The sequence below is a fragment of the Streptomyces sp. NPDC046465 genome (assembly GCF_040646035.1).
In the GTDB taxonomy this organism is placed as follows: Bacteria; Actinomycetota; Actinomycetes; order Streptomycetales; family Streptomycetaceae; genus Streptomyces.
This window is the reverse complement of sequence record NZ_JBEYZK010000002.1, coordinates 216,738-229,187: the sequence shown is the minus strand read 5'-3', so window position 1 is coordinate 229,187 and position 12,450 is coordinate 216,738. Positions and strand designations below refer to the sequence as shown.

At 71.4% G+C, this 12,450-nt stretch carries 14 protein-coding genes; 9 read left to right on the top strand and 5 right to left on the bottom strand.

The window, feature by feature from the left end:
• The first annotated feature begins 5 nt into the window (after nucleotides 1-5).
• Both trpS and ABZ953_RS04025 read left to right on the top strand, forming a co-directional pair.
• A complete protein-coding gene (gene trpS, locus ABZ953_RS04030) occupies nucleotides 6-1,019 on the top strand; it encodes a tryptophan--tRNA ligase (protein ID WP_361716305.1) in 1,014 nt (337 codons plus the stop codon).
• Nucleotides 1,020-1,127: 108 nt separating this feature from the next.
• Nucleotides 1,128-1,709 (top strand): 2'-5' RNA ligase family protein, encoded by a 582-nt coding sequence (locus tag ABZ953_RS04025; RefSeq protein ID WP_361716302.1) that lies wholly within the window; start codon nucleotides 1,128-1,130, stop codon nucleotides 1,707-1,709.
• Nucleotides 1,710-1,737: 28 nt separating this feature from the next.
• Here ABZ953_RS04025 and ABZ953_RS04020 read toward each other — a convergent pair whose 3' ends face one another.
• Both ABZ953_RS04020 and ABZ953_RS04015 read right to left on the bottom strand, forming a co-directional pair.
• Nucleotides 1,738-2,493, bottom strand: coding sequence for a decaprenylphospho-beta-D-erythro-pentofuranosid-2-ulose 2-reductase (locus ABZ953_RS04020; protein ID WP_361716299.1), 756 nt, complete (start codon nucleotides 2,491-2,493; stop codon nucleotides 1,738-1,740).
• Between the two features lie 40 nt (nucleotides 2,494-2,533).
• Entirely contained in the window at nucleotides 2,534-3,964 is a 1,431-nt protein-coding gene (locus ABZ953_RS04015; protein ID WP_361716296.1) for an FAD-binding oxidoreductase, read from the bottom strand.
• A 166-nt stretch (nucleotides 3,965-4,130) separates the two neighbouring features.
• Here ABZ953_RS04015 and ABZ953_RS04010 point away from each other — a divergent pair, with 166 nt between their 5' ends.
• Genes ABZ953_RS04010 through ABZ953_RS03995 form a run of 4 tightly spaced genes read left to right on the top strand, consistent with a single transcriptional unit; the run spans nucleotide 4,131 to nucleotide 7,070 of the window.
• On the top strand, nucleotides 4,131-4,646 hold the full coding sequence (locus ABZ953_RS04010) for a phosphatase PAP2 family protein (protein ID WP_361716293.1): 516 nt from the start codon (nucleotides 4,131-4,133) through the stop codon (nucleotides 4,644-4,646).
• Nucleotides 4,646-5,623, top strand: coding sequence for a decaprenyl-phosphate phosphoribosyltransferase (locus ABZ953_RS04005; RefSeq protein ID WP_361716290.1), 978 nt, complete (start codon nucleotides 4,646-4,648; stop codon nucleotides 5,621-5,623). The genes ABZ953_RS04010 and ABZ953_RS04005 overlap by 1 nt, the downstream gene beginning before the upstream one ends.
• Nucleotides 5,620-6,102, top strand: a complete 483-nt coding sequence (locus ABZ953_RS04000) for a GtrA family protein (RefSeq protein WP_361716287.1) — start codon at nucleotides 5,620-5,622, stop codon at nucleotides 6,100-6,102. The genes ABZ953_RS04005 and ABZ953_RS04000 overlap by 4 nt, the downstream gene beginning before the upstream one ends.
• Nucleotides 6,090-7,070 carry a YihY/virulence factor BrkB family protein gene (locus tag ABZ953_RS03995; RefSeq protein WP_361716284.1) on the top strand — a complete coding sequence of 327 codons (981 nt, stop codon included), beginning with the start codon at nucleotides 6,090-6,092 and terminating at the stop codon, nucleotides 7,068-7,070. Before ABZ953_RS04000 ends, ABZ953_RS03995 begins: the two co-directional genes overlap by 13 nt.
• An 11-nt stretch (nucleotides 7,071-7,081) precedes the next feature.
• Here ABZ953_RS03995 and ABZ953_RS03990 read toward each other — a convergent pair whose 3' ends face one another.
• The gene (locus tag ABZ953_RS03990; RefSeq protein WP_361716282.1) at nucleotides 7,082-8,347 is read right to left on the bottom strand and encodes a D-alanyl-D-alanine carboxypeptidase; all 1,266 of its coding nucleotides are present in this window, start codon (nucleotides 8,345-8,347) and stop codon (nucleotides 7,082-7,084) included.
• Between the two features lie 109 nt (nucleotides 8,348-8,456).
• Here ABZ953_RS03990 and ABZ953_RS03985 point away from each other — a divergent pair, with 109 nt between their 5' ends.
• From ABZ953_RS03985 to ABZ953_RS03975, 3 genes are all read left to right on the top strand, one after another.
• The gene (locus ABZ953_RS03985; RefSeq protein WP_361716280.1) at nucleotides 8,457-8,705 is read left to right on the top strand and encodes a hypothetical protein; all 249 of its coding nucleotides are present in this window, start codon (nucleotides 8,457-8,459) and stop codon (nucleotides 8,703-8,705) included.
• Nucleotides 8,702-10,012 carry a metallophosphoesterase gene (locus tag ABZ953_RS03980; protein ID WP_361716277.1) on the top strand — a complete coding sequence of 437 codons (1,311 nt, stop codon included), beginning with the start codon at nucleotides 8,702-8,704 and terminating at the stop codon, nucleotides 10,010-10,012. Before ABZ953_RS03985 ends, ABZ953_RS03980 begins: the two co-directional genes overlap by 4 nt.
• 131 nt (nucleotides 10,013-10,143) lie before the next feature.
• A complete protein-coding gene (locus ABZ953_RS03975; protein ID WP_361716274.1) occupies nucleotides 10,144-10,515 on the top strand; it encodes an RdlA protein in 372 nt (123 codons plus the stop codon).
• On the opposite strand, the gene ABZ953_RS03970 is transcribed toward ABZ953_RS03975, so the two are convergent.
• Both ABZ953_RS03970 and ABZ953_RS03965 read right to left on the bottom strand, forming a co-directional pair.
• On the bottom strand, nucleotides 10,502-11,191 hold the full coding sequence (locus ABZ953_RS03970) for an ABC transporter ATP-binding protein (RefSeq protein ID WP_361716271.1): 690 nt from the start codon (nucleotides 11,189-11,191) through the stop codon (nucleotides 10,502-10,504). The genes ABZ953_RS03975 and ABZ953_RS03970 overlap by 14 nt on opposite strands.
• The gene (locus ABZ953_RS03965; protein WP_361716268.1) at nucleotides 11,188-12,276 is read right to left on the bottom strand and encodes an ABC transporter permease; all 1,089 of its coding nucleotides are present in this window, start codon (nucleotides 12,274-12,276) and stop codon (nucleotides 11,188-11,190) included. Before ABZ953_RS03965 ends, ABZ953_RS03970 begins: the two co-directional genes overlap by 4 nt.
• Nucleotides 12,277-12,450: the final 174 nt, after the last annotated feature.

The following is a 12,450-nucleotide window of genomic DNA, read 5'->3' as shown; positions in this document are numbered from 1 at the left end:
GCGACATGGCCTCTGAACGACCTCGTGTGCTCTCCGGGATCCAGCCCACCGCCGGCTCGTTCCACCTCGGCAATTACCTCGGCGCGGTCCGCCAGTGGGTGGCGCTGCAGGAGTCCCACGACGCCTTCTACATGGTGGTGGACCTGCACGCGATCACGATCCCGCAGGACCCCGCCGAGCTGCGCGCCAACACCCGGCTCGCCGCCGCCCAGCTGCTCGCCGCGGGCCTCGACCCGGAGCGCTGCACGCTCTTCGTCCAGAGCCATGTCCCCGAGCACGCCCAACTCGCCTGGGTCATGAACTGCCTCACCGGCTTCGGCGAGGCGTCCCGCATGACGCAGTTCAAGGACAAGTCCGCCAAGCAGGGCGCCGACCGCGCGTCCGTCGGCCTCTTCACGTACCCGGTCCTTCAGGTCGCCGACATCCTGCTGTACCAGGCCAACGAGGTCCCGGTCGGCGAGGACCAGCGTCAGCACATCGAGCTCACCCGTGACCTCGCCGAGCGTTTCAACGGCCGCTTCGGGGAGACGTTCACCGTGCCGTCGGCGTACATCCTCAAGGAGACGGCGAAGATCTACGACCTTCAGGACCCGTCGATCAAGATGAGCAAGTCGGCGTCGACGCCGAAGGGCCTGATCAACCTTCTCGACGAGCCCAAGGCGACCGCCAAGAAGGTCAAGAGCGCCGTCACCGACACCGACACGGTGATCCGCTACGACGTGGCGGAGAAGCCGGGCGTCAGCAACCTCCTCAGCATCTACTCCACGCTCACCGGTACCGGTATCGCCGAACTGGAGCAGAAGTACACCGGCAAGGGCTACGGTGCGCTGAAGACCGACCTCGCCGAGGTCATGGTCGAGTTCGTGACTCCCTTCCGGGACCGCACCCAGCAGTACCTGGACGACCCGGAGACGCTCGACTCGATCCTGGCCAAGGGCGCGGAGAAGGCTCGTGCCGTTGCCGCCGAGACCCTCGCGCAGGCATACGACAAGGTGGGCTTCCTGCCCGCCAAGCACTGAGCCCGCGAACCGGACAGAACAGCACCGCCACAGCAGCACCGCCACAACAGCACCGCGCTGCCCGACGGCAGCGTCCCCCGCCCATTGACGCGACGACAGGAGTACGACGTGGGGACCGTAACGATCGGCGTCTCGATCGCGGTCCCGGAGCCACACGGCAGCCTGCTCCAGGAGCGGCGCGCGGGCTTCGGGGACCCCGCGGCGCACGGCATCCCCACCCATGTGACCCTGTTGCCGCCCACCGAGGTGGACGCGTCGGCGCTGCCCGCGGTTGAGTCGCATCTCGTCTCGGTCGCGGCGGCGGGGCGGCCCTTCCCGATGCGCCTCTCCGGGACGGGCACCTTCCGCCCGCTGTCTCCTGTGGTCTTCGTGCAGGTCGTGGAGGGCGGATCGGCCTGCTCCTGGCTGCAGGAGCGGGTGCGGGACGCGTCGGGGCCGATGGCGCGGGAACTGCAGTTCCCGTACCACCCGCACGTGACGGTGGCGCACGGCATCGCCGAAGAGGCCATGGACCGGGCGTACGAGGAGCTCTCGGAGTACGAGGCCGAGTGGCCCTGCACCGGCTTCGCCCTCTACGAGCAGGGCGCCGACGGCGTCTGGCGCAAGCTGCGGAACTTCGCCTTCGGCGGCTCCGTGGTGCCCCCGCAGGCCTCGGCCCCGTCGGCCCGGGGCACGCAGCCCGCCCGCTGACCGGCCTCAGCCCGCCCGCTGACCGGTCTCAGACGGGCAGGCGCCGGAACACCGGCCTCGGCACGTGCCGCAGCGCCGACATGACCAGGCGCAGCGCCCCCGGCACCCACACCGTCTCCGACCGCCGCCGCAGGCCGGTCTCGATGGCCTCCGCCACCGCTTCCGGAGTGGTCGCCATGGGGGCCTCCTCAAGGCCCGCCGTCATCTTCGAGCGCACGAAGCCGGGGCGCACGACCATCACGTGCACTCCGGTCCCGTGCAGCGCGTCGCCGAGGCCCTGCGCGAACGCGTCGAGGCCCGCCTTGCTGGAGCCGTAGATGAAGTTCGAGCGGCGCGCGCGCTCGCCCGCCACCGAGGAGAGCACCACCAGGGAGCCGTGCCCCTGGGACTGCAGCGCCCGCGCGCAGACGAGGCCCGCCGAGACCGCGCCCGTGTAGTTGGTCTGGGCGACGCGCACCGCGGCGAGCGGCTCGTCCTCGTCGCGTGCCTGGTCGCCGAGGATGCCGAAGGCGAGAAGCACCATGTCGATGTCGCCCTCGGTGAAGATCTTGCCGAGGGACTCCTCGTGACACTCGGAGTCGAGGGCGTCGAAGGCGACGGTGTGCACCTCCGCGCCCATGTCGCGCAGGCCGGCCGCGGCCTTCTCCAGATCCGGTGAGGGCCGCCCGGCCAGCCACACCGTGCGGGTGCGGCGGGCGACGAGGCGCCGCGCGGTGGCGAGGCCGATCTCCGAGGTGCCGCCGAGGACGAGCAGGGACTGAGGGGTGCCGAAGGCGTCTTTCATGAGTACCGGTCTCCTAGGGGGCTCAGAGGGCTCAGAGGGCTCAGAGGGCGAGGCGGCGGGAGAGGTCCGAGCGGAACACGCCGCGCGGGTCCAGATCGGCCCGCAGGGCGCGGAAGTCGGCGAGCCGTGGGTACATCGCGGTGAGCATCTCGGGTCGCAGGCGTGCGTCCTTGGCCAGGTAGACGCGCCCGTCGGCGGCGGCCACCTCCTCGTCGAGGTCGTCGAGGAAGGTGCCGAGTCCGGGGAGGTTCGCGGGGATGTCGAGGGCGAGCGTCCAGCCGGGCATCGGGAAGGAGAGCCAGCCGGGATCGCCCTCTCCGAAGCGCTTCAGTACGGCGAGGAAGGAGGGGCAGCCGCGCTCCGAGATGCGCTGCACGATGCGGCGCAGGGCCTCCTCCTTCCCGTACCCGACGACGAATTGGTACTGCACGAAACCGCCGCGTCCGTAGATGCGGTTCCAGTGCGGGACGCCGTCCAGGGGGTGGAAGAAGGTGGAGATCTTCTGGAGCTCACCGGTGCGGGAGCGGGGCGCTTTGCGGTACCAGAGCTCGTTGAAGAGGCCCACCGAGGCCTTGCCGAGCAGGCCCTCCGGTACGAAGGAGGGGGCCGCGGGGAACTGTCCGGGACGGAACGCCAGAGGGGCTCTACGCGCGCGTGCCCGCTCCGGCAGGGCGTCGAGGGGGGCGTGGTCGCCGCGGGTCAGGACCGAGCGGCCCATGGTGGCGCCGCGGGCGAGGAGGTCGATCCAGGCGACCGAGTAGCGGTAGCGGTGGTCGGTGGCGGTGAGGCGGGCCATCAAGTCGTCGAGGTCGGTGGCCCGTTCCGTGTCGACGGCCATCAGTGATGTCTCGACCGGCAGGAGTTGCACGGTGGCCGCCAGGATCACGCCGGTCAGGCCCATGCCGCCCGCTGTCGCGTCGAAGAGGGCGGTGCCGGGCTCGACGGTGCGGACCGTGCCGTCGGCGGTCAGGAGGTCCATCGAGAGGACGTGGCGGGCGAAGGAGCCGGACACGTGGTGGTTCTTGCCGTGGATGTCGGCGCCGATCGCCCCGCCGACCGTCACGTACCGCGTCCCGGGCGTCACCGGCACGAACCAGCCGAGCGGCAGCAGGACTTCCATCAGGTGGTGCAGCGATACGCCCGCGTCGCAGACGACCGTGGCCGCGGGTTCGCCGGTGGCCGACGTGCGCGTGGCGTCGATGACGCGGATCCGGTCGAGGCCCGTCATGTCGAAGACGTCGCCGCCCGCGTTCTGCGCGGCGTCTCCGTAGGCCCGGCCCAGACCGCGGGCGATGCCGCCGCGCTCCCCGCAGTCGCGCACCGCGGCCGCGGCCTCCTCCTGCGTACGGGGTCTCACCAGCCGGGCGGTGGTCGGTGCGGTGCGGCCCCAGCCGGACACGGAGACGGAGTGCGAGGTCGGGACCGGGACCGGGGCGGGGGCGAGGGCGTCGGCAGGGGAGTCGGCAGGCATGAAGGCGACGGTATCGCCCACAAGTGGGCGGTTCGCTATAAAACGTCCTTGCTCTCACCGAAATGGGTGATTAAGCGAGTGTCACCCTAGATTGACGTAATTATTACGAGATTGCCTAGAAGAGTCGAGATGCCCAGCCCTCGGATGTCTTCGAAAAAGAGGCGACATGCACGACATGGACCACAGGTTGCTGTCGGCCCTGCGCGACTGCGGCACCGACCCGCGCGTGGCGTCCGCCGCCCGCGCCCTCTCCCGGACCGGTGAGCACGGCCTTCTGTGGATCGCCGCGGGCCTGGCGGGCGCCGCCGTCGACCGCGAGCGCCGGAGCGCCTGGCTGCGAGGGACGGCGCTCACCGCCGCCGCGCACCTGGCCAGCATGGGCGTCAAGCGGATCGTCCGCCGCCCCCGCCCCGGCAGCCCCGAGGGCATCGAACCCCTCGTGCGCACCGTGGGCCGCCACTCCTTCCCCAGCTCGCACGCCACGTCGGCCGCGGCCGCCACCGTCGCGTACGGCGCGCTGCGCCCCGTGGGCGCCCACCTCGTCCCGCCGCTGGCCGCCGCGATGTGCGTCTCCCGGATGGTCGTCGGCGTCCACTACCCCTCGGACATCGCCGCGGGCGCGGCGCTCGGCGCGCTCACCGCGCGCGTGGGCGCCGCCTGGATGAACGGAGGCCACAGCTGATGACTGAACCCGTCGCCACACCCGTCGCCACACCCGTCGCCACCGTCCTGGAGCGACCCCGCCCGCCCGAGAGTTCACGGCCGGGACCCGTCAGCCTGCCGCTGGGCCTGCTGAAGACCGCACGCCCCCGCCAGTGGGTGAAGAACGTCCTGGTCGTCGCCGCCCCCGCGGCCGCGGGCGAGCTCTTCTCGCGGCACGCCCTCGTGCAAGTCGCCATCGTCTTCGCGCTGTTCACGGCCGCCGCGTCCGCCGTCTACCTGATCAACGACGCCCGTGACGCGGACGCCGACCGCGCGCACCCCACCAAGTGCCGCAGGCCGGTCGCCGCAGGACAGGTGCCCGTGCCCGTCGCGTACGCCGTCGGAGGGCTCCTCGCCGTCCTCGCGCCCGCGACCGCCGCCGTCCTGTGCACGCCGCTCACCGCCGCGCTCCTGGCCGCGTACGTCGGCATGCAACTCGCCTACTGCATCAGCCTCAAGCACGTCCTCGTCGTCGACCTCACCATCGTCACGACCGGCTTCCTGATGCGCGCCATGATCGGCGGCCTCGCCCTCGACATCCCGCTCTCCCGCTGGTTCCTGATCACCACGGGCTTCGGCGCGCTCTTCATGGTCTCCGCCAAGCGCTACTCGGAGGCCGTCCAGATGTCCGGGAGCACGGAGACGCTGGGCGCCACGCGCGCGTTGCTCACCGAGTACACCACCGGCTATCTGCGCTTCGTGTGGCAACTGGCCGCGGGCGTCGCCGTTCTCGCGTACTGCCTGTGGGCCATGGAGGAGGGCGGCACGGCCAGCGGCCTGCTGCCCTGGCGCCAGCTGTCCATGACGGCCTTCATCCTCGCGATCCTGCGCTACGCCGTCTTCGCCGACCGGGGCACCGCGGGTGAACCCGAGGACGTCGTCCTGCGGGACCGGGCACTCGCCGTGATCGGCCTGGTGTGGCTCGCGATGTACGGGCTCGCGGTCGTGGACTGGTGAGTCGGCCTTCCCCGCGCGAACTGCTCGGCTTCGCCGTCGCCGGAATCTGCGCGTACGCCGCCGACCTCGGCCTCTTCATCTGGCTGCGCGGCCCCGTGGGCCTCGACCCGCTGACCGCCAAAGCGCTCTCCTTCGTGGCGGGCTGCTCGGTCGCGTACGCGGGCAACGCGCTCGGCACCTACCGGAGCAGGAGCGCCGGGGTCTCGCGCCTTCGCCAGTACGCGGTGTTCTTCGCCGTCAACATCGCGGGCGCCCTCGTCCAACTGCTGTGCATCGCCGTGTCGCACTACGGGCTCGGCTACACCTCGCAGCGCGCGGACACCGTATCGGGCGCCGGAATCGGTATGGCACTCGCCACTGTCCTGCGGTTCTGGGGTACTCGGACCTTGGTCTTCCGCACAGCGGGCAGGACAGCAGACAGGACAGCAGACAGGACATCGGGCAGGACAGCAGGTACGGAGGCGTCATGGACTGGCTGAAGAAACTGCCCGGCATCGGGCCGCTCGTCGAGAAAGGCATGCGCACGCACGCGTGGCAGGCCTATGAACGGCTCGACCAGGTGCACTGGTCGCGCCTCGCGGCCGCCATGACGTTCATCAGCTTCCTGGCGCTCTTCCCGCTGCTCACCGTCGCGGCCGCGATCGCCGCCGCGACGCTCTCGAAGAAGCAGCAGAGCACGCTTGAAGGCAAGATCTCCGAGCAGGTGCCCGGCATCTCCGACCAGCTGAACCTGGACGCGCTGGTCGCCAACGCGGGCACCGTCGGCCTCGTCGCGGGCGCCCTGCTGCTCTTCACCGGCATCGGCTGGGTCGGCTCGATAAGGGAATGCCTGCGGGCCGTCTGGGAACTGGAGGACGAGGAGGAGAACCCCGTCCTGCGCAAGGTCAAGGACGCCGGGGTGCTCATCGGGCTCGGCGGTGTGGGTCTCGCGTCGTTCGCCGCGTCCGCGCTCGCCTCGACCGCCGTCGGCTGGGCCGCCGATCTCATCGGCATCGACGAGAAGGGCTGGGGCACCGTCCTGCTCCAGATCATCGCCTTCGCCATCGCGGTCGCCGCGGACTTCGTACTGCTGCTCTACGTACTGACGCTGTTGCCCGGGGTCCAGCCGCGCCGACGCGACCTCATCACCGCCGGGCTGATCGGCGCGGCCGGGTTCGAGCTGCTCAAGCTGCTGCTCGGCGGCTATATGAAGGGCGTCGCGTCGAAGAGCATGTACGGCGCCTTCGGAGTGCCCGTCGCGCTGCTCCTGTGGATCAGTTTCACGGCAAAGCTGATGCTGTTCTGCGCGGCCTGGACCGCGACGCGCAAGGCGTCGGACGCGGAGGTCCTGGATGCGGAGGTCCCGGATGCGGAGGGCGCGGACCCAGAGGCCCCGGACCCAGAGGCCCCGGACGGCGAAGAGGCAGCCTCCGGAGAGACTGCCTCTGCCCACACATCGTCTGCCTGACGTCGTCCGCGTCAGCTCTGGCGGTCCCGTCGGCCCGCCTGGCCCGGCAGCGGCAGCTTGCGCCGGATCACGAAGGCACCCGCGGCGAGCAGCGCGAGCACGCCGCCCGTGATCCCGAGCGCGATGCCCATGCCGTTGCCCCCGCCGTCGGAGGAGTGCGCCGCGTTCTCCGCGTCCGTGCCCCCGCCGCCGCTGCCCGGCGCGCCCTTGCCCGCGCCGCCCGTGGCAGCGCCCTTCGGGGCGACCAGCTCACCCACCGGGTCGACCTTGCCCGCGGCCGCGAAGCCCCAGTCGAAGAGGCGCGCCGTCTCCTTGTAGACCGCGTGGCTCTCGGCGGAGGAGGGGTTCATGACGGTGACGAGGAGGACCTTGCCGTCGCGCTCGGCAACACCGGTGAACGTGTTTCCCGCGTTCGAGGTGTAGCCGTTCTTGACGCCCGCGATGCCCTTGTAGGGCGTGACGCCCTCGGCGCCGGTGAGCAGCTTGTTGGTGTTCTGGATCTCGAAGGACTCGCGCTTCGTCTCGCCCTTGTCCTTGCCCTTCTTGATCTCCTTGGTCTCACCGGGGAACTTGGCCGTCGCCGTCGAGCAGTACTCGCGGAAGTCCTTCTTCTGCAGCCCGGAGCGGGCGAACAGCGAGAGGTCGTACGCGGAGGAGACCTGCCCCTTGGCGTCGTAGCCGTCCGGGGAGACCACGCTCGTGTCGAGGGCCTGCAAATCCTCGGCGTGCTTCTGCATGTCCTTGACGGTCTGCGGGACGCCGCCGTTCATCGCGGACAGGACGTGCACCGCGTCGTTGCCCGACTTCAGGAAGACGCCGAGCCACAGGTCGTGGACGCTGTACGACTCGTTCTCCTTGATGCCGACCAGGCTGCTGCCCGCGCCGATGCCCGCCAGGTCGGAGAGCGCGACCTTGCGCTGCTGCGTCTTGGGGAACTTCGGCAGGACCGTGTCCGCGAAGAGCATCTTCAGGGTGCTCGCCGGGGGCAGCCGCCAGTGCGCGTTGTGCGAGGCCAGGACCTCACCGGACTCGGCGTCCGAGACGATCCAGGAACGCCCCGTCAGCTCCTTCGGCAGCACCGGGGCACCCGGCTTGAGCTTCACCTGGGTGCCCGCCACGCCGAGCTGGGCGCCACCGACGGTGGACATCTGGGAGGGCGGTTTCGGCTGGTCGTTGTCGTCTCCCGGCTTCCCGTCCGCCAGTGCGGGCGCTGCGGTCGACATGGTCAGCAATGCGGCGGAAGCGACCAACATGGCGGTCTTTTTTACGGCAGGCACGGACGAGAACGTACAGGGCCGGGCTGTGCGGGTCGTCGCCGAGGTGGGCTGTGTCCCGTCGTCCCCACCCCGGCGGCGGCCCGGGACGGGAGCTCGCGATACTGAACGTATGAAGCTCAGCCGCCCTGTCTCCTGGTTCCTGCTCGCCTTCGGGGTGTGGAGCTGGTTCATCTGGATCACTTTCGTCAAGAACCTGTGGAAGGACGGCAGTGGGCTGGCCTTCGACGACGCGGACAACCCGACCGGGTACTTCTGGGTGCACCTGACGCTTGCCGTTGTCTCCTTTGTCTTGGGGACGGTGGTAGGGACCATCGGGTTCCGTGGAGTCCGCGCTCTGCGCAGAACGCCGACGCCGTGATCGTCCTCGTGGTCCTGGCGGGCCTCGCCGTCCTCGCGGCCTTCGCGGGCCTCCACTGGTACGCCTGGCGCCGGCTGGTCCGGGACACCACGGCAGGGCCCGGTCCCGCCCGGCGCGCCGGGACGGCGGTCTTCGTCGCGGGGCCCCTGCTGATGTTCGCGGCCCTCGCCGCCGAGCGCACCGGGGCTCCCTTCCTGCTCCAGCGGGTGCTGGCCTGGCCGGGGTTCATGTGGATGGCGGTCTCGCTCTACCTGCTGCTCGCGCTGCTCGCGGGGGAGTTGGTACGGCCGTTGGTGCGGAAGTCGGTGCGGCGGTGGGCCGACCGCGGGACCGCGCCCGCGGAGGCGGAAGGCATCGCCGAGCCCTCCTTCACCGGGGCCGGAGAGACCACAGAGTCTGCCCCCGCGACCGCCGCCCCGTCCCCCACGACTGCCCTTTCCCCCGCCCCCGCTCTTGCGCCCACGACTGCCCTTTCTCCTGTTCCCTCCCGCCGCCTCTTCGTCTCCCGCGTCGTCGGCGGGACCGCCGCGGCCGTCGCCGCAGGAACGGTCGGGTACGGCACGTACGGCGTGCTGCGCGGCCCCAAGGTGAAGCGGGTCACCGTGCCGCTGGCCAAACTGCCGCGCGCGGCACACGGGTTCCGGATCACGGTGGTCAGCGACATCCACCTCGGTCCGATCCTCGGGCGCGGTTTCACGCGGCGCGTGGTCGATACCGTCAACTCCACGCAGCCCGACCTGATCGCCGTGGTGGGCGACCTGGTGGACGGCACCGTCGAGCACCTCGGTCCGGCCGCCGCGCCGCTCGCCGGACTGCGGGCGCGGCACGGCGCGTACTTCGTCACCGGCAACCACGAGTACTTCTCCGGGGCCGAGCAGTGGGTCGACCACGTACGCGAACTCGGGCTGCACCCGCTGCGGAACGCGCGCACCGAACTCCCCGCGTTCGACCTGGCGGGCGTCGACGACGTGGCGGGCGAGAGCGAGGGAAAGGGACCCGACTTCGCCAAGGCGCTGGGCGACCGGGACCGCGCGCGGGCCTCCGTGCTCCTCGCGCACCAGCCGGTCGTCATCCACGACGCCGTCGAGCACGGCGTGGACCTGCAGCTGTCCGGCCACACGCACGGCGGCCAGCTCTGGCCCGGCAACCTCGTCGCGGACCTCGCCAACCCGACCCTCGCGGGCCTGGAGCGGTACGGCGACACGCAGCTCTACGTGACGCGGGGCGCGGGCGCGTGGGGGCCGCCGGTACGGGTCGGGGCGCCGTCGGACATCACGGTCGTGGAGCTGGCGTCGCGGCAGGCCTGAGCCCGCACCGCCACGCCCTGGACCGGCTCTGGGCCCACCGCACCGCCAAATGCCGTCGAGCGCGTGCGGTCACGGAGGCGAGCCGGGTGAATGAAGGCGCAGGGGGGAACAGGACCGACCCAAGGAGACCCATGCGCGTCCGTACCACCCTCACCGTCCTCGGCCTGACCGCCGCCGGAATCCTGGGGGCCATCGCGCCCGCGACGGCGGACGACGGCATCGATCCCGTACCGCCCGTGTCGAGTGACGTCTTCGGGACCACGAAGGCGGAAGGGGGCCTTGCGCCGCAGCTCTCGCTCCTCATGGACTCGCTGAACAAGCTCTGCCTCGGCCTGACCGCCATGTCGAACGTCCAAGGTGTCGCGAACGTCACCAGCATCGTGAAGATCGGCCCCCAGGACGTCCCGTCCGCGCCGCAGCCCCAGCCGTGCGCGCTGCTCGCCCCCCAGGCCAAGGGGAACGTCAACGGCGTCAACGGCGTCAACGGCGTCAACAACGACTGACGTCGGGCAGCCGGAGCCGCCCGTCGTGGACCTCGGCCGTCCGGTCCACGGCGGTGAGATGGGCGCGGTCGTGCGTGACCAGGACGGTGGCGGTGGACCGCTGGTGGGTGAGGCGGGTGAGCAGGTCGATGACGGCGGCGCCGCGTTCGTGGTCCAGGGCGCTGGTGGGCTCGTCGACCAGGAGGACGGTGGGGTCGTTCATCAGGGCGCGCGCGATGTTGACGCGCTGGCGCTGGCCGCCGGAGAGCTGGTGGGGGCGGCGGCGGGCCACGTCGGCCAGGCCGACCGCGTCGAGGAGTTCGAGGGCGCGGGTGCGGGCCCGCGCGGGGCTGCGGCCGTCGATGTGGGCCATGACCTGGAGCTGTTCGGCGGCGGTGAGGGAGGGCAGCAGGTTGGGCTGCTGGAAGACGATGCCGATCCTGTGACGGCGCAGTTCGGTGCGGTCGCCGCGGCTCATGCCGGTGGTGTCGGTGCCGTCGACGGTGACCGTGCCGGAATCCGGGGCGATGAGGGTGGCGGCGACCGCCAGGAGGCTGGACTTGCCCGAGCCGGAGGGGCCGACCACGGCGGTGACGCTGCCCCGGGGCACGTCCAGGGTGACCCGGTCCAGTGCGGTCAGGCGGGCGTCGTCGCCGTCGGGGTAAGTGAGGGTGACGTCGGTCAGGTTGAGGCTCATCGGGCGCTCCCCAGGGCAGTCAGCGGCTCGACGGAAGTGATCCGGCGGATGGACAGGGCGGCCCCGAGCGCACCGAGGACGACCAGCACGGCGGCCGGGGTCAGGACGGTGGCGGGGGTGAGGAGGAAGGGGACGTCGGAGCCGGTGACCAGGGCGCCGACGGCGGCGGCGATGCCGGTGCCGGTCAGCGTGCCGCCGACGAGGAGGACGACCGCCTGGCCGAGGGCGTCCTTGAGGAGGCCCGCGGTGGAGGCGCCGAGGGCCTTGAGGACGGCGACGTCCGCGCTGCGCTGAATGGTCCACACGGTGAAGAAGGCGCCGATGACCAGGGCGGAGATGGCGAACAGGAAGCCGCGCATCAGTTGCAGGGAGCCGTTCTCGGAGGCATAGGAGCCGATCGCGGACAGGGAGTCGTCCTTGGCGACGGTCCTGGTGCCCGCGGCCCGGTCGGTGGCCGCCACGTCGGCGTCCGCTGTGGTGGTCAGGGCGATCACCGTCGCGGTCGGTCCGTCACTGGCGGTCGCCGGAGGCGCGGCCTTCTGCCAGGTGGCCAGCGAGGTCCAGATCACCGGGGTGTGGCTGTACGAGGCGTCGCCCCGGACGGCGGCCACCGTCAGCTGCCGTCCCGCCAGGGCGAAGCGGTCGCCGGGGGCGAGGCCGAGCGCTTCGGCGGCCGGGGCGGAAAGCACCGCCGACCGGTCGTCGATCTTCCCGCTCTCCGGGGCGAGGCGGGAGCCGGGCGCCACCCCGAAGGCGGAGACTCCGGCGCTCCTGCCGTCCGCGGTGGCCTTGGTGGTCGTGATCCCCAGGGGCTCGGCGCGGGTGACGCCGGGAGCCGCGGCCCATCGCTGCCACTGCTGCCGGGTGACGGTGGAGTCGGCGTACGACAGGTCCTGTCCGTCGCCGGGCGCACGGAAGGCGATCCTGTCCGCGGGCAGGCCGGTGACGGCGGAGACGTTCTGCCGGCCGAGGCCCGCGGTCAGGCCGGACAGGAGGCCGACCAGCAGGGTGATCAGCACGATGACGGCGCCCATCAGGGCGAAGCGGCCCTTGGCGAACTTCAGATCTCTCCAGGCGATGAACACGGCTGAGTCAGGCCTTTCCGGTAGGGAAGCGGTACTCCCCTTTCCCGTAGGGGGATTTCCCGTAGGGGAAGCAGTACGTCCCCACCGTCGCCGCCGTCCCCCTCTCCCGGCATCTGGCCTGGGACGGCACTTCGCGGGTCGAAAGGCGGCGCGCGGGTTGTAACTTTCGATGGA

Excerpts from the sequence above, each read along its gene's own strand:
- ABZ953_RS04005 (WP_361716290.1), top strand. The coding sequence starts at position 4,646 with ATGACTGAACCCGTCGCCACACCCGTCGCCACACCCGTCGCCACCGTC.
- ABZ953_RS03985 (WP_361716280.1), top strand. The coding sequence starts at position 8,457 with ATGAAGCTCAGCCGCCCTGTCTCCTGGTTCCTGCTCGCCTTCGGGGTG.
- trpS (WP_361716305.1), top strand. The coding sequence starts at position 6 with ATGGCCTCTGAACGACCTCGTGTGCTCTCCGGGATCCAGCCCACCGCC.
- ABZ953_RS04010 (WP_361716293.1), top strand. The coding sequence starts at position 4,131 with ATGCACGACATGGACCACAGGTTGCTGTCGGCCCTGCGCGACTGCGGC.
- ABZ953_RS04020 (WP_361716299.1), bottom strand. The coding sequence starts at position 2,493 with ATGAAAGACGCCTTCGGCACCCCTCAGTCCCTGCTCGTCCTCGGCGGC.
- ABZ953_RS03970 (WP_361716271.1), bottom strand. The coding sequence starts at position 11,191 with ATGAGCCTCAACCTGACCGACGTCACCCTCACTTACCCCGACGGCGAC.
- ABZ953_RS03975 (WP_361716274.1), top strand. The coding sequence starts at position 10,144 with ATGCGCGTCCGTACCACCCTCACCGTCCTCGGCCTGACCGCCGCCGGA.
- ABZ953_RS04015 (WP_361716296.1), bottom strand. The coding sequence starts at position 3,964 with ATGCCTGCCGACTCCCCTGCCGACGCCCTCGCCCCCGCCCCGGTCCCG.
- ABZ953_RS03995 (WP_361716284.1), top strand. The coding sequence starts at position 6,090 with ATGGACTGGCTGAAGAAACTGCCCGGCATCGGGCCGCTCGTCGAGAAA.